Origin of the sequence: Rothia sp. HMSC065G12, from assembly GCF_001811455.1 — a bacterium.
GTDB lineage: Bacteria > Actinomycetota > Actinomycetes > Actinomycetales > Micrococcaceae > Rothia > Rothia dentocariosa.
The window spans coordinates 691240-718189 of the sequence record NZ_KV804815.1 but is presented as its reverse complement, the minus strand read 5'-3'; the positions used below and the strand labels follow the sequence as shown (position 1 = coordinate 718189).

Genomic DNA, 26950 nt, shown 5'->3' with positions numbered 1-26950 from the left:
CTGCGTGTGCATCGTGGGTCACCATGAGGATGGTCTGTTGGTGCTCGGTTGCTGCATCCCGGAGAAGCCGCAGGACCTCAGCTCCGGAGTTTGAATCGAGGTTGCCGGTGGGCTCGTCAGCGAAGACGACGTCCGGACGGGAGAGCAACGCACGCACAATAGCAACGCGTTGCTGCTGACCGCCGGAGAGTTGTTCGGGGCGGTGATCCAGACGTTTTTGCAGCCCGAGGGTTTGAACAAGGTAGTCGCGCCACACCGAATCGGGCTTTTTACCGGCCAAGCCGAGCGGCAAATCGATGTTCTGCCCGGCGGTGAGGGTTGGAACTAGGTTGAATGCCTGGAAAATGAACCCGACATGCTCACGGCGGAATTCGGTAAGCTGATTGTCTTTTTGTCCGTAGAGGTCGGTATCGCCGATGCGAATAATCGTCTCTGGATTACGATCTGGAGTATCTAGCGTGGCGAGAGTTTGCATCAGGGTTGATTTACCAGAACCGGAAGGCCCCATGATGGCGGTGAACTTGCCGTACTCGAAGTCGATGCTCACATTGTTAAGGGCATGAACGATGGCTTCGCCCGTGCCGTAGGTCTTGGACAGATTACGTGTTGCTACCGCAGGTTCGTATGCGGGAATTGTTGATGTGCTCATGATTTAATTGTTTCAAGATTGCAAAAATATATCCCCTGACATTTGTCATCCTTTGAGCTGAAATTCTTGAAGGCAAAATAAATGGCACTCATACTTTTGGATGAGAAATACTAGGGATTGAAAAAAGCAAGCCTCCTTAAGGATGAAAATACCCACGAAGAAGAAAAATAATTAAAATAAAAAATTTAGAGTCTATGCAATAATTATGGACGGTATTTTGATCCCTAGAAAGTAAGAATATATAGACTATTTAGATCTATAAAAGTGGGTTTTCTAAGTTTTATATCTGGGACTTCTACACGTAAAAATAATTCGGGAGCACGAACCACATAAAAAGGGCAAACTCCCTAATGTGGGGAGTTCGCCCTTTTCGATGCAGGTTATTTTGCCAATCGACTAGCCTCGCATGCCCTCCACAGGGGAGAGACGGGCCGATCGGGCCGCTGGTAATATCGAGGCAACGAACGCCGATACCAGACCTACCAGCAGAACAAAGAACAATCCAAGGTAAGGAAGATCAATGACGACTTCAGTAGAAGAACTGGTACCTGCAATCACAACTTTAGCGGCGGCAATACCAATTCCAACACCCGCGAGGATGCCTAGGATCACGGCTCCTAAGGTAATCAGAATTGCCTCGGCTGAAATCATGTGACGCAGCTGTTTGCGGGAGAGACCCAGTGAGCGAAGCATCGCATTCTCGCGGCGACGCTCGTTCACCGACAAAGTCATCGTATTGGCTACACCGATAATCGAGATGACTACGGCCAGGGCAAGAAGAACTAATGTGAAGATCAGCATGATCATCATAATCTGATCAAATTGCTGGCGTCCCTGCAAACCACCGGTGAATTCGTTACCGTCATTAGCCTTGGTGAGCTGTTCCTGAAGAGTCGAGTTTGCACTTGAGGAAAGCGGTGACTTGGCGTGAACGAGCACCATAGTCTGGGCACCGGTAGCCCCACTTGTCGATGATGCAGCAGAACTCTGCTCCCCAGCATCTGGGGCAGCTTCTGCAGGAACTTGAGTGTTTTCAGGAGCCTGTGATGAATCCAGCAGAGGCTTTGGATCTGAGGCGTTCTGCAGCTTGGCACCGGTCGTGGGATTCACAATATATAGCGACATATTGCTGCTGGTAGACTTGATGGGTTTTAACTCTACCGTCCCCAAGGGACCACGTGCTTTAAGGCGAGTGGAGTCATTGAAGTGGGCATTATCATAAAGGGCAGCCGAGACAAGCACGGTATCATCTTCGAGCTGATGTGACCCTTCAGTCGGAATGACCTTTGTGAGATCGTCGTGGCTGAGTGCTACCAGATTCTCGGTGCGATTCTGTGCTTCACCACCGTCTTTCGGAGGAACCGTGAAATCAACGGTACCCGCTGCAGAAGCCACAGCAACACTATCGACGTTTTCCAAACCGTGAACTTTATCAGCGACAGAGCGCGCCTTATTGACGCTCTCAGATCCTGCTGTAGGTCCGGTACCGTAGGTGGCTGCCGCAGAGATCGGGTATAGCTTATCCATCGCGTTCGCCACGGTGGATGTCATGATGGAATATCCGGTCAGTACTGTAGTGACGACAAGTGCGCCTACCAGGACCGCACGCCCGGTCGAAACGGTACGTTTCGGGGAACGCAGTGCATTTGCTACCGCCAATTTTCCGGTCTGGTTGCGGAAGACTGAGCCCAGGACACGAACAAGGGGCAGAAGAAGCCACGGGGTCAGCATAAAGACCGCAATGCCCAGCAGAAGCGCGGCAATCATAACGAGAAGAACAGAGGTTCCTGCATTTGAGCTATCGTTATTCTGCGTGATGGTGTTGAACGCAACGATCATGAGTGCACCGCCGCCAGCACCGATAACAAGACCCGCAATAAGGCCTGCGATGTTCGGCTTCTTGACCGCCTGAGCCGTAGTTTCGCCCATCGCGCTGATGGGAGAAATCTTCAAAGCGGTACGTGCCGGAGCGAGCGAGGCAATAACCGTGACCAAGGTGCACAGTACAACACCGACAACAAAAGCCATCGGATCGTAAGAAACCATGAAACTATTATTGGATAGCGCACTCAGCAATGCCGCGATCGGATACACGAGAACCGCGCCGATAGTGGAGAAAATGACGCCCACAACAAGCGATTCAACCACAAGCATACGCACCAAGGATGAGCCCTGTGCTCCTAGAGTACGTAACAACGCCAGTTCGCGGATGCGCTGTCCCACGAGAACCGCAAAGGTATTCGAGATAACGAACGAAGAAACCAACAGTGCTAATGCGGCAAAGGCGCCTAAGATGACACCGAGGAACGTGAATATCGTGGAGAGCTGTTTCTTCACAACCTCCATGTACTCAGGACCGGACATAACAGAAGGCTCAGTTTTTTTGTCACCCGTGTTGAGTTTCTTCTGCAGCTCTGCGCGAGCAGCGGCGTCGTCCGTTCCTTTGAACTTGACGTATGCCATGCTGGCACCGGGAACGGCGTAGTTTGCAGAAGAAGCACCCCCAGCATTTTTGAGTGCCTTGTTAGCTGCCTCCCCATAGGAAGTTCCGCCAATAAACATAGCGTTATTCGTATCGGAGCCTGAGAATCCGACATCAAAAATACCGGTGATGGTGTACTCGCGCGTAGTTCCTGTATTTGGGTCAGAGATCGACGCGACTATATCAGGGGAACTGACCTTAGAATTAAGTTGAAGATTATGCTTTTGTGCAAAATCTTTCGAGACCATCAGCTCGGTGTCTGAGGTCGGCAATTTACCTTCAAAGTCGAAGGGAAAAAGATCTGCACTGTTAGGCGCTTGGGTATAAGAAACTTGAGTTTTATCGGGACCAAACTTACCCCGGCCCTGGTAGACAATCCACGACTGATCGACTGAATCATCATTCTGAATATTTTTGATGCTCTCTTCATCCAGATAGATATTTGCTTCAGTGTTAGAGTTATCGCGCGCATAGGAAGAGACAACAACGTTATCTGCTTTGGAAAGAATGCCATTTACCGATGCATTTAGAGTTCCCTGCAAAGAGCTGACTAATACAATAACGGCAGCAATAAAAAATGAAGAAATTGCGATACCGATTCCAGTAAGAATATATTTTCCTTTAGACGCGCGTAAATTAGCGCGCCCCACCGTATTAAGCGTTGTAGCCAATGTTATTCACCTTCCAACTGTCCCATGGCGTTTAGAACAGCATCGTGGGTGGGTTTGAGCATTTCGCCAGCTATGGCACCGTCTTTGAGGAAGACTACGCGGTCTGCGTAGGATGCTGCGTGTGCATCGTGGGTCACCATGAGGATGGTTTGCTGATGCTCGTTTGCTGCGGTTCGCAGGAGCTTGAGTACTTCGGTGCCAGAGTTTGAATCGAGGTTGCCGGTGGGCTCGTCGGCGAAGACGACGTCCGGGCGGGAGAGTAGTGCGCGTACGATGGCGACGCGTTGTTGCTGACCACCGGAGAGCTGTTCGGGACGGTGGCTGAGCCGCTTTGTTAGACCCAAAGTTTCCACCAGATAATCGCGCCAAATAGGATCAGGCTTTTTGCCGGCCAAGCCGAGCGGCAAGTCAATATTCTGTCCGGCGGTGAGGGTTGGTACCAGGTTGAAAGCCTGGAAAATAAAGCCGATATGTTCGCGACGAAACTCGGTTAACTCTTTATCTCGCCGACCGTATAGCTCGGTATCGGCAATTTTGATGCTGGTGTTGGGGTTAACATCCGGGGTATCTAGGGTTGCCAAAGTCTGCATAAGGGTAGATTTACCGGAGCCGGAAGGCCCCATAATAGCGGTAAATTTACCCTGTTCGAAAGAAACTGTTACGTTATTGAGGGCATGTACCGTCGCCTCACCTGTGCCGTAAGTCTTGCTCAGGTTTTGGGCGGTAACAGCTGGTTTAACAGAAGTATCTAATGTAGTAGTCATAACACCAATTATCCCAAACTAGAATGAAAACCTGTGGGAGGTTTTATCATACTTTTGGGTGATTTCTGGAGTTCTGTCTCTAAAATAACCGTAACTATTTTCAAGGTAAAGTTAGTGAAAGTACAGGCAATATTATAATTAGACTACTTTCTCAGGAATGTATGCGAGAATAATATATAAGTTAGGAATGTGTTCTATTAAATACTTGGTACAGGTAGTAATTTTTATATGCTGCATAGAATCTGCACAGACTCAGTCTTCTCGAAGCGCCTGAACTGGTGAGACTTTTGAGGCGCGTACGGAGGGAACCCACGAAGCTAAGACAGCAATTCCTAAAGCGCCGAAGAATGCTATACAGTATTCCGTCAGGGGAATTCGGTAGATGATCTCAATGTTCTGTGGCGTGATAGCGCGTGTCAGGATAAACCCGGCAAGCGTGCCGCCGATGAGAGCAACCAGCAGCGCTGAGAGCGTGATAAGAATAGCTTCCATCATGATGGCGGAACGTAATTGCTGACGCGAAAGCCCTAGAGTGCGGAGGAGCGCATTTTCGCGGCTTCGTTCATGAGCTGAGAGCATCAAGGTATTACTTACCCCTAACACCGAAATCAGCACCATAAGAGCAATAATAGCCAGGATGGTATACATGATAACGATAAGGGAAATTTCGACAACAGCACGCGTCTCTAGAATGCCCGCGAGATATAATCCGTGTGTTGTACGGGCAATATCCGTTAGATCATTCCGTAATTCTGTACTTTCATCAGAACTCAGCCCCTGTTTGGCGCGCACTACCACATAGGACTCTCCAGTAGAAGAAGTACCTTCAAGAAGCTGGGGATGATCAAGATCCTGTACCTTGGCGGCGGTCTCACGTGAGATATAGGGGGTATGGTCATCAGTTTGCGAGTACACCGCAGTAAGCCGTAGGTCTCCACGTGGACCGTGAAGTGTAAAACTAGGTGGCTTATGCCCTTGCAAGGCATGTTGTTCTGAGCGAGGCAGAACCACCACATCACCCTGCAATATCGTTTCGGAGGTACCAGGCAATACTACGTCAATATCCTGAGGCAAAACCGCATAGGCATCGGGAGGATCAGTATGGTCAGGAGCGCCAGCTGCAGCGCTGGGATTACTGCCTGCTTCATTCACCGGCCCATCTGAAGTTGTGAGAGTATGAGAATCATCATCGCAGGTGAGGTTTCCCGCATATTGTACAAACGCTTCAGACTGTACGGATGGCAGTTCTTGGATCCTGCGTTGCGCATCCTGTGCCTGGTGCATATACCGTTCTGCAGTGGATTCAGAATTCTGGGAATTGTGTGCAGTAGAGGAGCTATCCTCCGTATCCTTGGAGTCATTAAACGTTAGAACCGCTGCCGGACGTTCTGTCTGCTGTATAAAGCCTGTGACAGATGCCTTAAGGGTCACATAACCTGTAAGCACCATAGCTATAAGCATCATTCCTACCAGGAGGGCTCGCCCGGTCGATACCATACGTGCCGGAGAACGCAATGCATTTTTACACGCGATAGAGACCCCGTTAGGGTACGCGCTATCAGAGAGGACCAGAACTTCACAAGCGGTGAAAGTATTTTATGGGCTGCCGTCAAAATAGCAAAGCATAAGAGAGCAGCAGCAATAATACCCACAACAAGCACTTGAACACTATGGGTTCCCTCCATGCCATCAGGCACGTGCTCAGAGGATTTACTCATGAAGACTGCATACGCCACAATACCCGCCACAAGCAATAACAGGGCGATAACCCCCTGATGCTTACCGTAGGTAGAAACCTGCTGTACTACGCCATCACGAAGCCCTTGCACAGGCGATACTTTTGATGCTGCATAGGCGGGTTTAAGAGCGGCGATCCAGGTGACGGCAACACACACTGGCAGAGTAACTCCCAAAGGGACCAGAGAAAAAGTGAAAACCAATGTATGAGCGGCCCACGACGTGATAACCACCCAAAGAGCGTAGGCAAGTGTAATACCTAAAGAAGCTGCGAGAACTCCCAAAACCGTAGATTCTGCCAGCACTATAGTGAGAAGATTGGGGCGGCTGGCTCCTAAAGTACGCAGCAGAGCGAGTTCGCGGGTGCGCTGAGAAAGCAACACGCTGAATGTATTGGTGATAACAAAAGCAGAGACCATGAGGGCTAACGCTGCCAGACCTAAAAGGGCTGCGGTGAGCAGATCATTGGCAAAACCTATGTCCGGTTCTAATTTGTGGGCATATTCATGCGCTGGTACTACACGCCCATGATTGTCGTGGTGCGCGGTAAATTCCCGCTTAAAATCTTCAACCGAAACACCCTCACGAAGCTTGACTGCAACTATATGCGCATCATGAACAATATTTGTTTTATGCTCGCGATGAGCAATTTTAGATGTCGTTGTCAGCATAGTGCCACCGGCAAAAACTGTTATTGAATCTTCAGATCCCAGGGGTGGAGAATGGAAAGTACCAGTGATCGTATATTCCTTGGTGGGCAAGGAATCTTCTAAAGATAGTGTGCCGCCCTCAAAATTTGTAATGGATGTGGGAGTGGGCAGCTTTATTGTTGCGACCGGGTCAATGCCGTGAAATTTATCGCCTATATTGAGATGTAAAGACTCACGAAGCGACTCTGGGAGCAGAATTTCATGATCATTCTGTGGCATTCGCCCCTGTATCTGATAAGGAAACAAATCCGGGTCAGTGGGAGCTTGAGAAATCGCATAGGGCACAGGGTCGCCCGGCGCGTCATGATACATAGCTGAAACTACTGAGTCTTCCCGGATACCAGCCACCTGGGGGCTATTACGGATATCTTCAACTTCCTCAACCGAGAGAGCGCCCGACGAGTTCTCCTTGGCTTGCCCCGAGATGTTGGTAGCAACAACCGCATCGCTGTTACGTACCTGATTGCCGTAGTGTGCCACATATGTGGCGGAAATGATTGTATTGAGAAGAAGCACGGCACTCAGGAAAAAAGCTGCAACCGCAATGCCCAGTCCCGTCAAAATATATTTACGCCAAGATGCGCGCAGATTTGCATATATCAGCGAGAGCAGAGAGGAGATCATGTGTAAAAAATCCTGTGGCGTACTACATCATAAATATCGGTCTACTGTATAACCGTAAATGTTGGCTTGACAGATATTCATCATTCTCAAGAATGATTTTTCAGCCTTTTCACAGGTTCTGTCCTCAACGGTAGATGTAGACAAGGAGCCTACGAAACGATCCCAGCCTCATACGCCATAATCACGGCCTGAACCCTATCGCGGGCATCAAGTTTTGACAGAACATGCGAGACGTGGGTCTTAATGGTGGCCTCTGACAGCACGAGCGCACGGCTGATCTCCACATTGGAAAGACCCTGCGCAATCAGACGAAGTACCTCATGTTCACGCGGAGAAAGAGTCTGCATGAGTTCCTGGTGCAGAAGCTGCGGCTCCTCCTGAGAAGTGGGGGCAACACTGCCAGAATCCTGTTCCGAATGAACCTCCAACACCGGAATCATATGTTCCAGCAGGCGGCGTGTAGCGGAAGGGGCGATCACCGCATCACCGCGATGTATTGTTCGAATAGCCCCCAGAAGTTCTTCGGGAGGCGCATCTTTCAGCAAAAAACCGCTTGCCCCGGCACGTACCGCCGCATAGACATATTCGTCGACGTCGAAGGTAGTCAGCATAATAACCCTGGAATCAGGAACGTTGAGCTCTAGAATGCTTTTTGCAGCCTCCAGCCCGTCCATAATAGGCATACGAACATCCATAAGAACCACCTGAGGGGCAGTACCTTCTTCAGCCATACGAGCATAGCTATCAACCGCCGCTGCGCCGTCATCAGCTTCGAGAACAACCTGCAGATCGGGCTGAGAATTGATAAGCATCTTCAAACCGCCGCGTACAAGCTGCTGGTCATCAACCAGCATCACGGTAATCTGTTCGTTCATAGGATTTCCTTCAAAATGTTCTGTCATTTTTTACAATACTGGGTTTCCGTTACGTTTCGCGGTACGGCAGCCAAGCCTTCACGCTAAAACCACCCTGCAGATCCGGGCCGTAATGCAGGGTTCCGTCATACATTGTGATGCGCTCGCGCATGCCCAAGAGACCGTTACCGCTGCCCGGCACGAAGGAATATGGAGCATCCGAGCTATTGTGATGAGCCGGAGCGCTGTTGTACACGTCCAAATACAGGCCATCTCGTTTCCACGCAGCCGAGAGAGTAACGATCTCAGCATCGCGGGCGTGTTTAACGATATTGGTGAGCGCTTCCTGGATTACACGATATGCCGCTAGATCAGCTCCCTGAGGGAGGGCGCCACTTATGGTACCGGTAATACCAGCGAAGTCGATATTAACTCCCGACCTGCGAGCCTGCGCAACCAGAGCGGGAATTTCGTGAATTGTAGGCGCTGGAGCGTACATGGTGTCTTCATCGGTACGAAGAACCCCCAGGAGGGAACGCATCTGCGTGAGAGAATCGCGTGCGGTGACCGCAATAGTTTCAAGCGTCTGTTCCGCGATAGAAGCGTCATGTTCCTGAAGGTTAGTCGCTTCGGCGGGCTGAGTCGTCGTGGTCCGTATCGCGGCTGCGGCATACCTGGCGCCGTCAGCCTGCGTAATGATGCTGGAAAGTGAATGTGCCACAATATCGTGCATTTCGCGGGCGATGCGGGTGCGTTCATCCTGTGCCGCAAGACGCCGTTCCTGTTCTTGCTCAAATTCGAGGCGCATCGCTCGCTCTCGAAGCTCATCCTGGCGAATAATGCGGGTACGCCTTGAATCACCGATAAACCAGAGCACGGAATAAATCGCACCGCATAAGGTTGTGATGATAATCGAGCTTATAATAGCGGCAAATTGTTCGACCCGCGGAAGCAGCATGATGAAAAGCTGGGTCCCTACCGCAAAGGCACCAATCCAGCCCGCAATAAACATGCGGACCCGCAGCTTCTTCTTCCAGTGCCTGCCGATATGATAAGCCGCTACGCCTACCGGAAAATACAGATGAACGGGCAAAACATCCGGAATAAATAGAGTGAGAGCGGTGGAGACGAGAACAAACCAGATTGACCCATAAGGATGCCGGTACCGAAAATAAAGGGCGGTCGTATTGATGCATGCAATGAAAAAAGTAATGCCGCTATCCTTATAGGACATTGCAAGAGCTATGAGCAGAACAAACATCTGCATGAAAGCAACTACCGTGATATTAAACCAGCGGTAGTTCCTATCTATGTAGTTGTTGATTCGGCTCGTTAGATCCATGGGTTAAGTGTAACGTTCGCCCTCAAAACAGGTAATCACTCGGAAGGATGAATTCTGTACGTACTCGTGTAGGTCATGAGGCTGTAAAATCTGGAATAAGACCTCTCAAAACTGCGAGATTATGCGGGAATATATATGCCCATACTCTGAGAATCATGGCCTAAAATCTGCGCAATTGTTCGTGCCAGCAGTAGGGTAGAGGTATGACTACTGAACGTTCTATCAACCTTGCCGTGATCGCTGGCGACGGCATCGGGCCTGAAATTATTACCGAGGCGCAGCGTGTGCTTCAACGCGCCTGCGAGCTTGATTCTATTCGCGTAGATTCCACCGACTATAAACTTGGCGCCGAGCACTGGCTTAAAACCGGCGAGACCCTGCCCGAGAGTACGATGGAGTCTCTCAAACAGCACGATGCGATTCTTTTCGGCGCTATTGGTGCCGATCCGCGCAGCGGCAAGATCCCCTCAGGGCTGATCGAACGTGAAATGCTTTTGAAGCTGCGCTTCTCATTTGACCATTACATTAACCTGCGTCCCGCACGGCTGTACCCAGGGGCAGTGTCGCCGCTGAGGAACCCCGGAGAGATCGACTTCGTGGTGGTACGCGAAGGTACCGAAGGACCCTACGTGGGTAATGGAGGAACTATTCGCGGCGGTACCGATGCCGAAATCGCAACCGAAGTATCCATCAATACCGCGCACGGTGTTCGTCGGCTAATCCGGTACGCCTTCAAATTGGCACAGTCCCGCCGTAAGAAGCTGACCCTCATCCACAAAACAAATGTGCTCGTACACGCTGGTCGTTTGTACACCCGTCTTTTCGAAGAGATCGGGCGCGAATTTCCCGAAGTGCAAACCGATTACCTGCATGTTGATGCGGCAACAATTTTCATGACCACCGATCCCTCACGTTTCGACGTGATCGTAACCGATAACCTGTTTGGCGACATCCTGACCGATCAGGCGGGTGCAGTGACCGGAGGTATTGGCTACGCGGCCTCAGGCAATATCAACGCGGTAGGGGAGTTCCCCTCAATGTTTGAGCCCGTGCATGGTTCAGCCCCCGACATCGCGGGGCAGAATAAAGCAAACCCAACCGCCGCAATCCTCGCGGGAGCAATGCTTCTGCGGCACCTAGGCTATGAGTCGACGGCGGTCCGTATTGAGGATGCGGTCGAGGCCGATATGCGTGCCAACGGCGCCCGCGCCCGAGGCACCGACGAAGTTGGTAACGATGTCTTGGGGTTCCTAAGCTAGTTAAGGCTGAGGTAGCTTACGCCCTGCCTTCGATTTTCACGATATGGGCGGCGGTGGGTTGCGTGTGCGTTGTGCCTATTCATCAGGTACTCTAAAACATGTGCAACGGGCACATCCGCCCCGTCGTCCGCTGGCGTGGTCACAAGCCGCACTGATGAGCTTCGTAAGCGATGCCGCTTCTGCCTCCCACCTTGAGGTTTGCGCCGCCGATGCTATTGGCAGAGAGAATTGACAGAATAGGATTACACCATGGCACTTGAATTTAGCCGTGAAAAGAACCCCGCCCCCGCGAGTGACGAACGTCGAGCCGAGATTCTTGCCGACCCCGGGTTTGGCGACTATTTTACGGATCATATGGTCAGCATCGACTGGAACGGTGATTATAAAACCGGCGGTGAATGGTCGAACGCGCGGGTGCATGCCTACGGTCCGCTCAGCTTAGATCCCGCCGCTGCGGTTTTTCACTATGGTCAGGAAATCTTCGAGGGTATTAAAGGCTACCGTCATTCGGATGGGTCGGTGTGGACATTCCGACCCGAGAAGAACGCGGCGCGCCTGAACCGCTCGGCGTATCGTATGGCACTGCCTCAGCTGCCCGAAGAGACCTTCATCGAATCCCTAAAACAGCTGGTGCAGGTAGATGAAAAATGGGTTCCCAGCGGTGAGGGAGAAGCGTTCTATTTCCGTCCGTTTATGATTGCGACCGAGGCATATCTGGGGGTTCGCCCTGCTCGTCACGTGGAGTATCACGTGATTGGGTCGCCTGCTGGCAACTACTTCGGCACCCCCGAGCCGGTGGATATCTGGCTGTCCACGAAGTATGCTCGCGCTGGTGAAGGCGGTACTGGCACCGCAAAATGCGGCGGTAATTATGCTGCCGCCATGATCGCCCAGCTTGAAGGTGAAGAAAACGGCTGTAAACAGGTGATTTTCAAAGACCCGCACCGCAACGATGCTCTTGAAGAGCTGGGCGGCATGAACGTATTCTTCATCTACGGTAAAGAGAATAAGTTGGTAACCCCCGAACTTACCGGAACTATTCTAGAGGGCGTTACCCGTTCCTCAATTTTGCAGCTGGCGAAGGATCGCGGAATAACCGTTGAGGAACGCCCCATCACCCTCAGCGAGTGGCGTGACAGTGTGGCATCCGGCGATATTACAGAGGTGTGTGCCTGCGGTACCGCAGCGGTCATTGCCCCTATTGGAAAGCTCAAGGCTGCTGATTTTGAGATTCCTGCGGCTTCCGAAGGATTTGGCGAGATTTCCAAGAGCCTGCGTGAAGAGCTCGTGGGCATTCAGACCGGTACGGTAGAGGACCGTCATGGCTGGCTGACCCGCCTCGTCTAATAACCCCCGGTTACTGCGCCGGGCGCATCCATGAAACGTGCAAAGAGTGACTTTCCGACGATAAGCTCTACTTTTCAATCGGAAAGTCACTTTTTGCGTATCGAGAGGGGTATGAATGACTGGTACTCTAGAAGGTATGCGTATTGCACGATTTACCGTAGATAACGAGCTTCATTATGGTGTGGTTGAAGGAGCGGACGGCAGCGAAGTTTTGCATGTTCTCGCGGGTGATCCGTTTTACTCCGGTGTTGAAACCACCTCGCAGACTTATCAGCTTGAGGACGTTCGCCTGCTTGCCCCCATCATTCCACGCTCCAAGGTGATTGGTGCTCTTGCTAATTGGGCGGGTACCCCGGCTCCTGCCGCTCCGCAGTTCTTCATCAAGCCAAATACGACGGTGGTCGGTCCTGGTGATCCGGTGACTCTCCCCGAGTATTCTGAGGCGGTCAGCGTTGAAGGCGAGCTGGCGGTTATTATCGGTCGTATTGCAAAGTCGGTGCCGCTGGAACGTGTGCATGAGGTAGTTTTTGGATACACCGTAGCCAACGATCTAACGGCGCGTGACGTGATGGAGACGGATACGCAGTGGACTCGTGCGAAAAGCTTTGACGGCTCAACCCCACTGGGGCCCTGGATCGAAACGGAGCTTGATACCGACTCGCTGAATATCACGAGCTGGGTTGATGGTGACGTGGTGCAGGAAGGTAACACCTCTGATATGCACTACTCGGTGGCGGAGCTCGTGTCCGCCGCATCTGAGATCTTTACGCTTCTTCCAGGAGATATTATCTTGACCGGAACCCCTGCGGGTACCAGCGTCCTTCGCGATGGTCATGAGGTTGAGGTCGAGATTGAAGGCGTTGGGTCTCTGGTAACCCGCATCCGCAGTTAGAGCCCAGTTTAGGCTGAGAGTGCTAAACATATTCCTCAGCGCTATAGAACGCACAGTAGCATGATTTTGAGATACACAAGTTCAGGAGAAAACTTACTATGACCGAATATCCCGGTCCTAATCTGCACGATCCACGCGAAACTCGCGTACGCTTTTGCCCTTCACCGACCGGAACCCCGCACGTGGGCATGGTACGTACAGCCCTGTTTAACTGGGCTTATGCGCGCCATACCGGCGGTAAGCTCATTTTCCGTATTGAGGATACCGATGCGGCACGAGATTCGGAAGAATCGTTCAACCAAGTACTCGACAGTCTGCACTGGCTGGGCATTAACTGGGACGAAGGCGTGGGCGTAGGCGGCCCTCATGAACCGTATCGTCAGTCTGAGCGTAAACGTGAGGACATTTACCAGAAGGTTTTTGAGAAGCTCATTGAGGGCGGGTATGTCTATGAGGATTTCTCGACCCCCGATGAGGTGCGGGAACGCCGTAAAGCAGCGGGGCAGGATCCTCAGCTTGGCTACGATAACCACGATCGTCACCTGAGTGACGAGCAGAAAGAGGCTTTCCGCGCCGAAGGCCGTAAACCCGTATGGCGTTTGCGTATGCCCGATGAGGATATTACGTTCAACGACCTTGTGCGTGGTGAGATTACCTTCAAAGCCGGGTCTGTCCCGGACTACGTCGTAGTGCGTTCTAGCGGTGACCCCCTGTATACTTTCGTGAACCCTGTGGACGATGCTTTGATGGGCGTAACCCACGTGCTTCGCGGCGAAGATCTATTGTCTTCAACTCCGCGCCAAATTGCACTGTACCGGGCACTGATTGATACGGGCGTTACCACATTTATCCCCGAGTTTGGGCATCTTCCCTATGTGATGGGGCAGGGTAATAAGAAACTGTCGAAGCGCGATCCCGAATCGAATCTCTTCCTGCTGCGCGATGCCGGTTTTATCAAGGAAGGTCTGCTGAACTACCTGTCTCTGCTGGGCTGGTCACTATCCGCAGATCAGGACGTTTTCTCAGTCGATGACCTAGTGGCTCACTTCGACATTCACGATGTGGTAGGCAACCCGGCACGTTTTGACGTCAAGAAGGCAGAAGCTATTAACGGCGATCATATTCGTCGTTTGGAGGCGGACGATTTCCGAAACCGCCTGGTGCCCTATCTGCAGGCCGCTGGTGTTGTTGGTGAGGAACTTTCAGCACGTGAAGAGCAGATTCTGACAGAGGCTGCTCCCTTGGTACAGGAACGTATGCAGCTCTTGGGTGAAGCCCCGAAGCTTCTGGCATTCCTCTTCAAAGCTGATGAAGAGATCACGGTTGCTGATGACGCCCGTAAACAGCTTAAAGAATCTGCCCCTCAGGTTCTTGCTGCCGCTTTAGAGGCACTTGAACCCCTCGAAGTCTGGGATGCGGCAAGTATCGAATCTGCCCTGCGCTCCGCTATCGTGGAGGGGCTTGAGATCAAACCGCGTTTGGCATTCGGGCCGGTGCGTATCGCCGTTTCGGGTGAGCGTATTTCGCCCCCGCTCTTTGAATCCATGGAGATTCTGGGGAAGGAATCTTCTCTCAACCGTGTGCGGGCTTTGGCTGCTGAGCTCGGGGCGTAGCCCGAACGCATAGCCGTATCTTTTTTTGAAAAGAGGAACTCGGTGGTTCACGAGTTTGCGCGAGCCACCGGGTTTTTCTGCGCGCAAGAGACGCCTACACATTGTGCGCTAGAGGAATGTAGGGTTCTCGGCTTATGCTGGTTATACGGTCGTGCATCGTGGGAGGTGAAGGTGAACCATAACAAATACATTGTGCGTGCTTTGCGCAAAGGAACCGTGATGGCATTTGCGAATGCATCAATTGTGTTGCTTATTGCCACTATTGCGGATGCAGTGAGATCTATCTGGACCATTGTGATAATTGTGTTAGCCAGCGCCTTAGCGTATTTCGCGGCGTATCATGAAGCTAAGTTTGATGATGAACAGATTGCACGTGAACGCGAAGCAGGCGGCCACCAGCCGGGAGGTGAAGCCCCGGTGGGGGACAAACCCATAGAAAACGCCCAAGAGCGGCTGGAAATTGGTGAGGAGGATAAAGCATGACTCGACGCGATGTAACATTTGCCGCCATCATGTCTGCCGTAGCATTGGCAGTTTACATAGGCGTGAAGGTTTGGTTGGGCGGTCACTGGGACTGGGTAACCTTCGTCATTTGGGTTCTGGCCGCGCTTCTCTTTGGGTTTGGCATTATTTATGCGAAGTCGTTCTTGATCCGCATGGTAGATGAGATGACTGAGGATGGAGTAACGCCCAGCGAAGGGGAGCGCCGCACTGGGGTCGGTACGGGTTCCGAACGTAATTCTCGTGCGGAATCCATCGCGGATGCTGCCGTTGAGTCTTCTGCTGAGCATGCGCATCACCTGGGACATCAGCATCATCGCCGGCAGGAATCCTCGAACTTGTAACATCCTGCAGCGTATTGGCGTGCTCTAAACGCCTGTAAAGGGCATCATATAGAAAATATACGTGCTTGCTCTCATGTCTATAAGCCCTAGTCAGCATGATGTAGGTCTGAGGAAAATAGTGAGCTGGAGAATATCATGAAAAGAATTATGCGTGTAAGAGTTGCGGGTTATCAAACGGTACAGTATAGTATTTACCTGTGAGCGCGTCGGAATGAATGAAGGTTCCGGCTCGTTATTTTGTGAAAACAGAATATTGCGGTTGTAGCTCAGTTGGTAGAGCACCACCTTGCCAAGGTGGATGTCGCGAGTTCAAGTCTCGTCAACCGCTCTGAGAAAGTCCTGAAGTAATCTTCAGGGCTTTTTTTGTATATCTCATGAAAGCGTGCTGGTGTATATGTTTGCTGCTTCTTCGAAGAAAAAACGGGGAATATGCTGCGTTCCCAAGATTTTGATGACGATAAGTCTCTAAGAAAATAAACGTCATAGATGATATTTCTATTGCTTTTTGGGAGGAAAGGCGTGAATATAGGGGGTACACCTTCTTAGGTACTCCTACCCTAAGTTTTAACTATAGGGTAACTAATTTTTGTTACTCGTCATCCTCTCAAGGAGTTCATATGGTTCTTTTATCAGCTACAGCTCAGCATAGGTCTTTCAAGGTTGCTACCGTTGGGGTACTATCGATGTCGCTCATGGGGGCACCTTTTGCAGTGCCCGCGTCCTTTGCGGTAGAGTCTCCTGCCCCGCAGCAGATTACTGCTGCTCAGGCTCAACAGGTTCAGGGAATTCCAGGGCAGTATCAGATTCGCCATTCAAAGAACGGCAAAATCTACATTGCTGGCTCTAACCGCGATATGTCCGTATCGACTATTGCGCGTCTGGATGAGAAAACTCTCCAGATAGAAGCAATAGCCACCCTACCTATAACCCGGGCCGGTACCGGATATAACGCTGGATACAAGAATTTGGGTGCCTTTGGTATTGATGTTGACGATGAGAACGGCACCATTTGGGTCACGAATACTCGTGATAATGCTGTGTCTGTGTACGATCAGAATAATCTCAATCTCTTGTGGACCAACTACGGTGCTCAAGAGGGAGATGAAAACTGGATCGAGCATCCGCGTGAGGTGAAGGTAGATGTTGCCTCCGGCAAAGCATTCGTAACAGGCCGTTTCTTTGTATCTGCCATTGATCTGAAGACCCATAAGGTTGAGAAGATCAAGGTGGGTGGAGATGAAGAAGGTAAGCGCTATATCAGTATGAATACCACCATTCATAATGGTAAACTTTACGTTCCCGAGCGCACCACCGGCAAAATCTATGTGATTGACACGAGCACTTTTAAGGTTTTGCAGGAAATCCAGACCCACGCTGATGTCGAAGGCGTTGATGTTCTTCCTTCCGATATTGCCATTGATGTTTCTGAGCAGGAGATCTATGTTTCTGCACAGGGCAGTTATGACCGTCAGAGCGGCGAGTCTAAGGGTAATTCCGGGGTGACTGTGTATGACCTCAAGACTGGAGAATATAAGAAGTCTATTCCTTTCGGTAAGCAGGCACTTTCGCTTGTCAATGATGAAGATCGTGACCTCGTATACGTTACGGATTTTGCTACCGGTAAGGTTGGCGTGATTGATGGTCGCGCTGATCGTCTTATTGGAGAAGTGCAGTCAGCGTCTAAGGGCGCCAACGATATTACCTTGGGTGTTGATGGTGAGGTCTATATCGCTAATAAGGATGGTTTTGCTCCCGATACGACCATTCCCTTCGGCATGGATTACGCCCAGGGAACTCTAACCTCCAAAGAAGAAACTGCTGATTCTATTACCAAGATGAAGGTTACCCCGGAGAATATGACAGCGGAAAATCCAGAGGTAGAGGTCAAGCAGATCACCCCGCAGCAGGAAACTTTCGCGGGCTATCCCATTCCTCTGACAGGCGGCGACAACAGGGCTCTAACCAACGTGTCGTATAACGATATTGCCGGTAACCTCTTTGAGAACGACATCATCAAGCTCGGGGAGAAGAGCATTACAACCGGTTATCCTGATGGCGGATTCCACCCCTTGGAGAGCATCGAACGTGGAGCAATGGCAGCGTACCTATATCGCCTGGCGGGTTCTCCCGAATTTGAGGCACCCGCGGAATCTCCTTTCAGTGATGTTCCTACAACCCACCCCTTCTATAAGGAAATTGCGTGGCTGAAGGCAACCGGTATTACGACAGGTTGGGAAGACGGTACCTTCCGTCCTGAAGACTCAATAAACCGCGAGGCTATGGCGGCCTTCTTCTATCGTGCCGCAGGATCCCCGGAAGTTCAGCAGAAAGCAACCTTTACGGATGTTTCGGGAAACCCCTTTGCCAAGGAAATTTCGTGGTTCCAGTTCTCGAAGCTCTCCACCGGTTGGCCTGATAGTACGTTCCGTCCGCATGACTCGGTCAAGCGCGATGCTATGGCAGCCTATATGATGCGTTACATGGGTAATTTTGATTCCGTGAAGGTTTCAGCGCCCGAACCCGCAAAATAGCGCATAGCAGGTGAGATGACTATCGTTGCTTAGCCGGTAAGTTTATATTGCTGCTTGAATAACATGTATGAGTCGGGTGAAGGCATCTCTTGGATGCCTTCACCCGACTGGCGTGCATTCGGAGGTTCTAGAGGCTGGGTATAAATTTTGGGCAGACTTTTGTGACGACCATCTCAAGGTACGAAGTTGCATGATGCAACAAAGCACCGGTATAGTTATTACTCGTTGCGGCGAAAATCGTTGAGGTTTTACCGGAACAACATAATGAAATAGTGGGGTATGGTGTAATTGGCAACACAACGGTTTCTGGTACCGTCATTCTAGGTTCGAGTCCTGGTACCCCAGCGAGCATCACTTGATGCTATGGCCCCATCGTATAGCGGCCTAGTACTCCGCCCTCTCACGGCGGCAACACCGGTTCAAATCCGGTTGGGGTCACACTAGGAATAATCCTCAGATCACGGAGATCTGGGGATTTTTTGTTGCTTTTATATAGGACGCCAAATGCCCTTCTGACGCCTCAAATAAGGGCAACAACCCATATTTGACGCGCTATCTCCCCACTCGGTATAGTGTTTACCTGTAGGCGTGATTGGCGCAGTGGTAGCGCGCTTCGTTCACACCGAAGAGGTCACTGGTTCGAACCCAGTATCACGCACGCGCCACCCCCGTTTGTACATCCACAACGGGGGTTTTTGTATACAGCCCCAATCGCTATCCGCAGATCAAGAAGGTACTCGGTGACAGCACCAGAACTAGCAAATCCAACCGATTACGGCCGCATGTACTCCCGTAAACGCGGCGGAGAGCTGCTAGTTCCTTCCATCACGACCGTTATCGGTCAGCACGCTACCGATATGAGCGGATGGCACGGTTATATGGCTGCAAAAGCTGCTCTCGAAGACCAGAGAGCTTATCGTGCTGCCGGATCCTCGGGGCTCAAGTACGCTATTATTCGTGATGCGGCGGCCGCATCCGAACGGTACCGAGATGCTGCAGCCGAGCGCGGTGACAGGGTACATAATTACGCCGAGAATATTGCGTTACGCGCCATGGGAGCGGAACACAACGTCGAAGAATGTCGAGAACAGCTTATCCGCAACGGCGAACAAGCCTATGCGGATAGGTTCGATGAATGGTGGGACGCTTTTCGCCCTCAACCACTCGCCGCAGAAATTACTATCTGGAATAAGTCCGTAGGTTACGCCGGAACGCTGGACCTTGTCGCTCAGATCGCCGGACGAACCTGCATTATTGACTATAAAACTAAAGGCACCGACCGGCGAGGGCGTGTTAAACCCCTTGACGATAAGGTGGTTATGCAACTGGTTGCCGGGCTCAAAGCCGAAGAATCGCTGGTAGACCCCGTCGCGGGAACCTGGGAGCCCTGGAAATACGGTGATGCCCCCATCCTGATGGGCGTGGCACTGGGCGAAACGCAGGTGGTGCCGCATCAGGCAAATCCAAAGATTCTTGAACAGAACTGGTATAAATTCTGTGCATTGCGGAGGGTCTGGGAATATAACCGTACAGTTCACGAATTCCCGGACGACGCTCTCATGCCGGTAGTTCCGCCTCCCGTGGCAGGTCAACCGTCTTCGGGAGATCACACACAGGTAGCCTAATAAACCCGGTAGAAGAACAACAAAATAATCACGAGTGTTCTATTTGGACGAATACCTCAGCCGGTACAATAGAATGCTGGTATTTGACAGCCCTTCACCCTATTTGGAGTATATCTGCGTACCATAACAAGCGCATCAGGGAGACATATGACAATTCTGAGTATCCGTACCGTAGGCGACCCCGTTCTTCGCAGCGAATGTGAACCTATCACCGTTTTTGATCGGGAGCTTGCCAAACTGATCGACGATATGCTTGACACCATGTACGACGTTGAAGGAGTCGGGCTGGCTGGGCCTCAGATTGGTATCTCCAAACAAATTTTTACCTTTGGCGGTATTGACGACCGCGAAGGATATATTGTCAACCCCGTACTTGAGACCGGAACGGAGCCTCAAGAGGGAGGGGAAGGATGCCTGTCGGTACCCGGTATGAAATCGGATACTCCGCGCATGAACTGGGCCCGGGTGAGAGGCGTAGACAAGATGGGAAAGCCCCTGGTGCTTGAAGGGGAAGGACTATTCGCGCGTATGCTCCAACACGAAACCGATCATCTTCACGGCAAACTCTTTATTGACCGCCTTATCGGCGAAGATCGTAAACGGGTTATGCGCGCCCTCCGAGCCGCAGACTACAACAAGGTGACAGCACAGACCTCTGCCGAACGAGCAATGCGGGTTGGCGGCAGCTTCGGCGCCTCCCTAGGCAACTTCAGCGCATAGATATACCGTACTCCACCAGGTTTAAGGACTCGCCCATGACCCTCAAAATTCTTTACGCGGGAACCCCCGAGATCGCTGTGCACCCTCTCGATACGCTTGTCCAGTCCCCGCGGGTTCAGGTGGTTGGAGTGCTCACGCGTGAGGACGCGCCGGTAGGTCGAAAGCGCATCCTGACCCCCTCGCCCGTAGCACAACGCGCTGAAGAGCTCGGGCTGCCTATTGTTAAAGCGAACCGGTGGTCGCCAGAAACTCAACAGCAGATAGCCCCGCTGGGAGCCGAAGCTGCTGCTGTGGTCGCATATGGCGCAATTCTGCCCCAGCAAGCACTAGATATGCTTCCCTACGGCTGGGTTAATCTGCACTTTTCGAAGCTGCCTGCGTGGCGAGGTGCCGCACCTGTACAGCGTGCCCTCATGGCGGGAGAAAGCGAGATTTTCTCGAACACCTTCCTTCTAGAAGCCGGGTTGGATACTGGCGCGGTTTTCGAAGAAGAATCCACGCTGGTGACGGAAGATGATACTGCTGGGAGCATTCTTACACGTCTAGCGCAAAGCGGGGGAGAACTGTTGGCGAATACCTTTGTACGGCTTGAGGCAGGCGAGCACGGAACCGCGCAGCGCGAGGACGATTCCGTCAGTTACGCGGCAAAGGTGACCAACGCCGATGCGCGCATAGATTTCACCCAAAGCGCCCACAAAATTCTTGCTCAAGTTCGCGCAGTAACCCCGGAACCCGGCGCCTGGTGTGAATTTTCGGGGAACCGACTCAAGATCGGCGGTGTGCGTCTGAGCGATCAGGCCGGTACTCTGGCTCCTGGACAGCTTGAACTTCGTGGTAAAAAACTCTATGTGGGTACGGCGGATAGCGCTTTAGAACTGGTACGTGTACAACCTGCCGGTAAAAAAATGATGGACGCGCTCGCCTGGGCACGCGGTCTCGGTAGCAACCTCGCCGAAGGAAAGGTAGTGCTCTCATGACGGAGCGACGTTATAACGACAAAAATGGCTCACGGAATCCGCGAAATCGCGGGGCATCATCGAAACGATTTGATGGTAAGACCAGCGAACAACGCCGAAACGAACGCGCCCAGCGTTCCTACGATGGCATGAAACGTGGCGGAGGCGGTGCTTCCAAACGTAATAAGAGCGGACATGAGCGCAACCGTAAGCAGCTCTCATCCCGTGAGTTCTCTGCAACCGCACCCTCGCAGCGTTCCCGCTCGGCGGATCCCGCGCGCCTCGTCGCATTTGAGGTTCTCAGCGCGGTAGCGCAAAACGACTCTTACGCAAATCTCGTGTTGCCCAGCACGATTCGTGCCCACCATCTTGACCATCGGGACGCGGCTTTTGCCACCGAACTCACCTACGGAACCCTGCGCAGCCAGGGTACCTACGACGCCATTTTGGCGCATTGTGCGGATCGTCCGTTAGAGAAAATCGGTACAACCACGTTGATTGTACTGCGTATGGGCGTTCACCAGCTCTTGAGTATGCGCGTGCCCGCCCATGCAGCTCTTAACCAAAGCGTCGCATTAGCCCGTGCTCAGATCGGCGGTGGTCCCGCTAACTTTGTGAATGCGGTGCTGCGTCGCGTCAGCGAGCGTAGCCGTGATGACTGGTACGCCCGTCTGGAGACTGATGCCAAGGACGACACCGAAAAACTTGCGCTCGCAAAATCGCATCCAACCTGGATTGTGCGTTCCATGCGCCAAGCGCTTGCAGCTCATGGCAGGTCTCCGGCCGAAATCCAGGATCTTCTTGAGGCCGATAACCAGGCACCTGTGGTAAACCTTATAGCACTTCCCGGAATAGGCGACCTGCAGGAAGCCTTCGAGAAAGGCGCGGTAGAGGGCGAACTGGTGGAGGACTCCGCTTTATATTCTGCTGGCGATTTAGGCAGGTTGAAAAGTGTTCGTGAGGGTACTGTGCGCGCACAGGATGTAGGTTCGCAGCTGGTTACTCGCGCGCTTGCTGCAGCTCCTCTTGAAGGGCAAGACTCTGCGTGGCTTGATTTGTGTGCCGGTCCGGGCGGTAAGGCTGCACTGTTGGCGGCTTTGGGCGCGCAGCGTGGTGCTCGGGTGGTGGCGAATGAGTCGGCAGCGCATCGTGCAAAACTGGTTTCACAATCTTTACGTCCGCTTTCTCCCGACGAGTACGTTGTTCTTACCGGGGACGGGCGTGAGATATCCCAAACGCTTGCACAAAATGCTGAGCGGTTACCCGCGGGCATCGAGCCGGAACAGAAATTTGACCGTGTGTTGGTTGATGTTCCCTGCTCGGGGCTAGGCGCCCTTCGCAGGCGTCCGGAGGCACGCTGGCGTAAATCCCCGCGTGATATTGCCGATTTGCTGCCTCTGCAGCGTCAGCTTCTGGAAGCTGCGTGTGAAGTTACGCGACCTGGCGGTGTGATCGCTTATGTAACCTGCTCACCGCATGCTGCTGAGACTCAAAATATTGTTGCGGAGATACTGGAGACTGGAAAAGTGCGTCTGCTGGATACACAGTCGATACTTCAACGCGTTGCCTTGCCGAGCGATGAAGGACGAAGCGCTCTTGCGGGCGATAAGGCTCCCGGGTATCGTCCACAGGTGCGCCTTAAAAAATCCTCCTCGGTTCGTCAGGAAGATATTCTTGATGAAGCATCAACGACTGCACAGCTGTGGCCGCATATTCATGGTACTGATGCTATGTTCCTCGCACTTTTCCGTAAGAATTAGAATCGCGCAATGCAACCGTATTTTTAGTGCGGCGATTATTGTTATCCGAATATCCGTATGTCATGTTGAGGAGGTTTTCTCATGTCTGTTGCTATTAATCCGTCTATACTCTCTGCCGACTTTGCAAATTTACAGCACGAGTTAGAACGCATTTCGACTGCGGATGCGGCACATATTGACGTGATGGATAACCACTTTGTACCAAATCTGACGTGGGGGCCTCCGGTTGTTAAGCGTCTGCGCGAAGTTTCGCCTGTCCCTTTTGACGTGCACTTGATGATTGATGATCCTGATCGTTGGGCTCCCCAGTATGCCGACGTGGGCAGCGAATCGGTAACCTTCCACGCGGAGGCGGCTACCGCACCTATTAAGCTGGCGCGTACTCTGCGAGAATCCGGGGCAAAAGCTGGGTTGGCGTTACGCCCGGCAACTGCCGTAGAACCATACCTCGATCTGCTCACAGAAATAGATATGCTTCTGATTATGACAGTGGAACCAGGCTTCGGCGGGCAGAAATTCCTTGATGTCACTTTGCCTAAAATCCGTCGTGCCGCATCAGCGCTTGAAGGGTCCGGTATCCCGGTGCGGCTTCAGGTTGATGGCGGGATTACAGAGGAAACGATTGTGCGAGCTGCGGAAGCCGGAGCGGACTGTTTCGTTGCAGGCAGCTCGGTGTATGGGGCAGAAGATCCGCAGACCGCGATTGCTGCTTTGCGTTCTCTAGGGGAGAGTGCTCGAAAGACGTGGAGGTCACATCTTCACACCGGGATAAATCTCTCTGATGGATGCAGTTGTTCTTAAAAATTTGAGTGCATTGTGCGCGTATTGTGACGCTGTAAACGGTTAAAGCGTGAAATATTTTTGATGACATAACGTCTTTATAGCTTTATGTAATGACTATAAAAAACCTGTATTTCCAATGAAAAAACCACATATCGGTAAAAAGATTGACGATTCTTAACGTTAACCATGAGAGTTTTTCCTTGAAGTAGGGCATATATGACGGTAAGGTTAGGTAGAGTTTATTTGTCTTAGGAGAAATATGTCTTTTGAACACCCAGCGTCACTAGCTCAATTCATGGTAAATCGCCGTAACTTTCTAGGTATGGCGCTTGCTTCAGGCACTGCATTCACACTTGCAGCATGCAGCCAGGAATCTACGACTTCTGACTCTTCGGAATCTCCCGAAAGTGAGACTCGCGTTGTTAAGAATGTAGATGAGGAAGAAATTACGGTACCTACTAAACCGCAGCGCGTTGTAGTTCTCTCAGAACCTACTTTGGATGCGGTACTCGCACTTGGCGTCAAGCCTGTAGGTGCTATTTCTGGTCGCGGTCAGCAGACAGTGCCTAACTACCTCAAAGATAAGGTAGGAGACGACGTTACACTTGTCGGTTCTGTGTCTGAGGTTAACTACGATAAGGTTGCCTCCCTCACGCCCGACCTTATTCTGGCTGATTCCACAGGCGTGGATAAACGTTCAGAGGCATACAAGACTCTGCAGGATATTGCTCCCGTGGTGTACACCGGATACGCTGGCGGCGATTGGACCATCAACTTTGAGCGGGTAGCGGATGCTCTTAACCTGGTAGACCAGGGTAAGAAGGTTGAGGAAGACTACGAAAAACTTACTGAGCAGCTCAAGAAGGAGCTAGAACCTCTGTACGGTGATAAGACCTTCTCGATCGTGCGTTGGGCGGGTAACGGCCCCGCACTGATCCTGAAGGAGCTTCCCGCCGGGCAGGTGCTTTCAGACCTGGGGCTGCAGCGTCCCCCGGCACAGGATCGTGAGGGTCAGGGGCACTCAGAGCCGGTCTCTTTGGAGAACCTCTCGGATATTGATGCAGACTACATGTTCATCGGTACCTTGGGCGGCGCAAGCCAGAAGAATCCGAATGTTCAAGGTGATGCTAGCGCTAATGGTGCGTCAGAGGTTTTGGCGAAGGCAAAGGCTACATCTGGCTTCACGAATTTGAAAGCCTTCCAGAACGAACATATTATTACGGTTGAGGGTTCTAAGTGGACCTCGACCGGTGGTCCCCTGTTGATGAACGGTATTGTTGCGGATGTTCGCAGCAATCTACTCGAAAATCAAAACAACAATCAGGGACAGTAGGATTAGATTTTAGACGCGGCACCTCGCTTGAGGAGGTGCCGCATCTAGGCTCTTGAATACTCAACGACGAATACGCTGAAGATACACAAAATGCTTTTGAAAGACAGCAACATGCCCCTGGGGTTGTCTTGAAAGAGCTTGAAAACCTTATACACGAAACGGAACATAACGATGACACAGCACGCACATCATGCCGCCCGCTACAGTGCCGTGGTAGCGCTTGCGGGTGCTTTGCTTGCACCCGGCGTAACAACCCCCGCAACCGCTCTTGAAGATCCGGGTCAAACTCCGGATGCTAACCCCGCCCAAGCCGGTAATAACGTGCAGACACAGGATCCTGCTGTGAAGGTTCCGGGTGAAGGCAACGAGAGAATGCCTCAAGGTAAGGTAGAACAACCCGCCGCGAAAGCAAATGATACTGCGACCGTTGCAGGCTCCACGATTATTAAGAACGGTCAGGACCTTAAGATTAGTGGCTCGGGATGGGGTGCCAACGCCGTCATTGCTGTGAAATATGATGGCGGTAAGGTTAAACCCACAGAACCGGTGACGCACGACGGTAAGGATCTTTCAGCAAAGGGTGTTGTAGCGGTTATTCACGCAGACGAGAACGGTAACTTCAACACAACCATCCCGTTCCCCACCGAAGCTAACTGGACCATCGGTTCAGAACACGAGATTAACTTCCTGAGCGGCAGCCTGCAGGATGGCGATCAAAAGCACTCAGCAACTCACACGGTAACCGTGGGCGAAGAAGCTCCGGCAGCCGAAGCCCCGAAAGCGGAAGAGACTCCAAAGGAGGAGACTCCTGAGCAGCCTCAGGTGAAAGAAACCCCCAAGAACGAGGCCCCTGCAGAAGCTCCAAAGGCTGAAGAAACGCCTGCACAGCAGTCTCAGACTGATGAGGCAGCTAAGAATGAGACTCCTGCTGATACTCCGAAGGCAGAAGAGACCCCTAAAGCTGAGGAAACTCCGGTACAGCCCAAGGCTGATAATGCTGCTAAGAACGAAGCAGAGAAGCAGCCTAAAGCAGAAGAGAAACCAGATCCTCAAGCGGCAAAAAATGATCCTGCCGCTTTTGAGAACTCGCAGACCGTTGAGTCCGACGGCGTTACCGTGACCGGTGTGAAATACGCGAAAAATGGTCAGGAAATTGAGGTTAGCGGTACCGGCTGGAAGAATGCCGACGGTACCGGTTCTGTGATCGCCGTGAAGTACGACGGCGGTGAAGTCAAGTCTACGAATCCCGTAACGTATGACGGTAAGGATTTAGCTGGACGCGGTGTTGTAGCGGTCGTTACGGCTAATCCTGATGGTACGTTCACCGCAAAGCTGCCGTTCCCGAACGCTGAGAATTCAACCGGATTTGAGAAGTGGACGGACGGTTCACAGCACGAGATTAACTTCCTGAGCGGAAGTCTGCAGGATGGCGATCAAAAGCACTCAGCAACTC

General features: G+C 51.9%; 20 protein-coding genes, 4 tRNA genes and 1 pseudogene. 18 read left to right on the top strand and 7 right to left on the bottom strand.

The window, feature by feature from the left end:
- The 7 genes from HMPREF2804_RS08250 to HMPREF2804_RS08225 form a co-directional block, all read right to left on the bottom strand.
- The coding region (locus HMPREF2804_RS08250) for an ABC transporter ATP-binding protein (protein WP_070627935.1) at window positions 1–649 on the bottom strand (649 nt) is incomplete at its 3' end.
- Window positions 650–1045: 396 nt separating this feature from the next.
- Window positions 1046–3802, bottom strand: a complete 2757-nt coding sequence (locus tag HMPREF2804_RS08245) for an ABC transporter permease (RefSeq protein WP_070448537.1) — start codon at window positions 3800–3802, stop codon at window positions 1046–1048.
- 2 nt (window positions 3803–3804) lie between these two features.
- Window positions 3805–4566 carry an ABC transporter ATP-binding protein gene (locus tag HMPREF2804_RS08240; protein ID WP_070448536.1) on the bottom strand — a complete coding sequence of 254 codons (762 nt, stop codon included), beginning with the start codon at window positions 4564–4566 and terminating at the stop codon, window positions 3805–3807.
- A gap of 252 nt (window positions 4567–4818) precedes the next feature.
- Complete coding sequence (locus HMPREF2804_RS11335; protein WP_246822550.1) at window positions 4819–6015, bottom strand: ABC transporter permease; 1197 nt, start codon at window positions 6013–6015, stop codon at window positions 4819–4821.
- Window positions 6016–6032: 17 nt separating this feature from the next.
- Window positions 6033–7637 carry an ABC transporter permease gene (locus tag HMPREF2804_RS11330; RefSeq protein ID WP_246822549.1) on the bottom strand — a complete coding sequence of 535 codons (1605 nt, stop codon included), beginning with the start codon at window positions 7635–7637 and terminating at the stop codon, window positions 6033–6035.
- 149 nt (window positions 7638–7786) lie between these two features.
- Window positions 7787–8512 (bottom strand): response regulator, encoded by a 726-nt coding sequence (locus tag HMPREF2804_RS08230; protein WP_083297310.1) that lies wholly within the window; start codon window positions 8510–8512, stop codon window positions 7787–7789.
- Between the two features lie 49 nt (window positions 8513–8561).
- Entirely contained in the window at window positions 8562–9833 is a 1272-nt protein-coding gene (locus tag HMPREF2804_RS08225) for a sensor histidine kinase (protein ID WP_070448534.1), read from the bottom strand.
- A gap of 203 nt (window positions 9834–10036) precedes the next feature.
- On the opposite strand from HMPREF2804_RS08225, the gene HMPREF2804_RS08220 reads away from it, so the two are divergent.
- From HMPREF2804_RS08220 to HMPREF2804_RS08135, 18 genes and pseudogenes are all read left to right on the top strand, one after another.
- On the top strand, window positions 10037–11092 hold the full coding sequence (locus HMPREF2804_RS08220) for a 3-isopropylmalate dehydrogenase (RefSeq protein ID WP_048753212.1): 1056 nt from the start codon (window positions 10037–10039) through the stop codon (window positions 11090–11092).
- Between the two features lie 249 nt (window positions 11093–11341).
- Window positions 11342–12439, top strand: coding sequence for a branched-chain amino acid aminotransferase (locus HMPREF2804_RS08215; protein ID WP_070448533.1), 1098 nt, complete (start codon window positions 11342–11344; stop codon window positions 12437–12439).
- Window positions 12440–12575: 136 nt separating this feature from the next.
- Window positions 12576–13331, top strand: a complete 756-nt coding sequence (locus HMPREF2804_RS08210; protein ID WP_070448597.1) for a fumarylacetoacetate hydrolase family protein — start codon at window positions 12576–12578, stop codon at window positions 13329–13331.
- A gap of 98 nt (window positions 13332–13429) precedes the next feature.
- Window positions 13430–14944 (top strand): glutamate--tRNA ligase, encoded by a 1515-nt coding sequence (gene gltX, locus HMPREF2804_RS08205; protein ID WP_070448532.1) that lies wholly within the window; start codon window positions 13430–13432, stop codon window positions 14942–14944.
- A 171-nt stretch (window positions 14945–15115) separates the two neighbouring features.
- Window positions 15116–15427 carry a hypothetical protein gene (locus HMPREF2804_RS08200; RefSeq protein WP_246822548.1) on the top strand — a complete coding sequence of 104 codons (312 nt, stop codon included), beginning with the start codon at window positions 15116–15118 and terminating at the stop codon, window positions 15425–15427.
- Window positions 15424–15789, top strand: a complete 366-nt coding sequence (locus tag HMPREF2804_RS08195; protein ID WP_070448530.1) for a hypothetical protein — start codon at window positions 15424–15426, stop codon at window positions 15787–15789. The genes HMPREF2804_RS08200 and HMPREF2804_RS08195 overlap by 4 nt, the downstream gene beginning before the upstream one ends.
- A 255-nt stretch (window positions 15790–16044) precedes the next feature.
- Window positions 16045–16117, top strand: a tRNA-Gly gene (locus HMPREF2804_RS08190).
- Between the two features lie 289 nt (window positions 16118–16406).
- On the top strand, window positions 16407–18320 hold the full coding sequence (locus HMPREF2804_RS08185; protein WP_070448529.1) for an S-layer homology domain-containing protein: 1914 nt from the start codon (window positions 16407–16409) through the stop codon (window positions 18318–18320).
- A 273-nt stretch (window positions 18321–18593) separates the two neighbouring features.
- Window positions 18594–18665: transfer RNA gene (locus tag HMPREF2804_RS08180), tRNA-Gln, on the top strand.
- 20 nt (window positions 18666–18685) lie between these two features.
- Window positions 18686–18758: transfer RNA gene (locus HMPREF2804_RS08175), tRNA-Glu, on the top strand.
- Between the two features lie 148 nt (window positions 18759–18906).
- A tRNA-Val gene (locus tag HMPREF2804_RS08170) sits at window positions 18907–18978 on the top strand.
- Window positions 18979–19060: 82 nt separating this feature from the next.
- On the top strand, window positions 19061–19945 hold the full coding sequence (locus HMPREF2804_RS08165; protein WP_004004933.1) for a hypothetical protein: 885 nt from the start codon (window positions 19061–19063) through the stop codon (window positions 19943–19945).
- Between the two features lie 147 nt (window positions 19946–20092).
- Entirely contained in the window at window positions 20093–20665 is a 573-nt protein-coding gene (gene def, locus HMPREF2804_RS08160) for a peptide deformylase (RefSeq protein ID WP_070448528.1), read from the top strand.
- 35 nt (window positions 20666–20700) lie between these two features.
- Window positions 20701–21642, top strand: a complete 942-nt coding sequence (fmt, locus tag HMPREF2804_RS08155; protein WP_070448527.1) for a methionyl-tRNA formyltransferase — start codon at window positions 20701–20703, stop codon at window positions 21640–21642.
- Window positions 21639–23381, top strand: a complete 1743-nt coding sequence (locus HMPREF2804_RS08150; protein ID WP_070448526.1) for an RsmB/NOP family class I SAM-dependent RNA methyltransferase — start codon at window positions 21639–21641, stop codon at window positions 23379–23381. Before fmt ends, HMPREF2804_RS08150 begins: the two co-directional genes overlap by 4 nt.
- Window positions 23382–23462: 81 nt before the next feature.
- Window positions 23463–24182, top strand: a complete 720-nt coding sequence (rpe, locus tag HMPREF2804_RS08145; protein WP_070627933.1) for a ribulose-phosphate 3-epimerase — start codon at window positions 23463–23465, stop codon at window positions 24180–24182.
- Window positions 24183–24423: 241 nt separating this feature from the next.
- Window positions 24424–25497, top strand: a complete 1074-nt coding sequence (locus HMPREF2804_RS08140) for an ABC transporter substrate-binding protein (RefSeq protein WP_070627930.1) — start codon at window positions 24424–24426, stop codon at window positions 25495–25497.
- 171 nt (window positions 25498–25668) lie between these two features.
- A pseudogene (locus HMPREF2804_RS08135) lies at window positions 25669–26950 on the top strand (hypothetical protein); the annotation flags it as partial.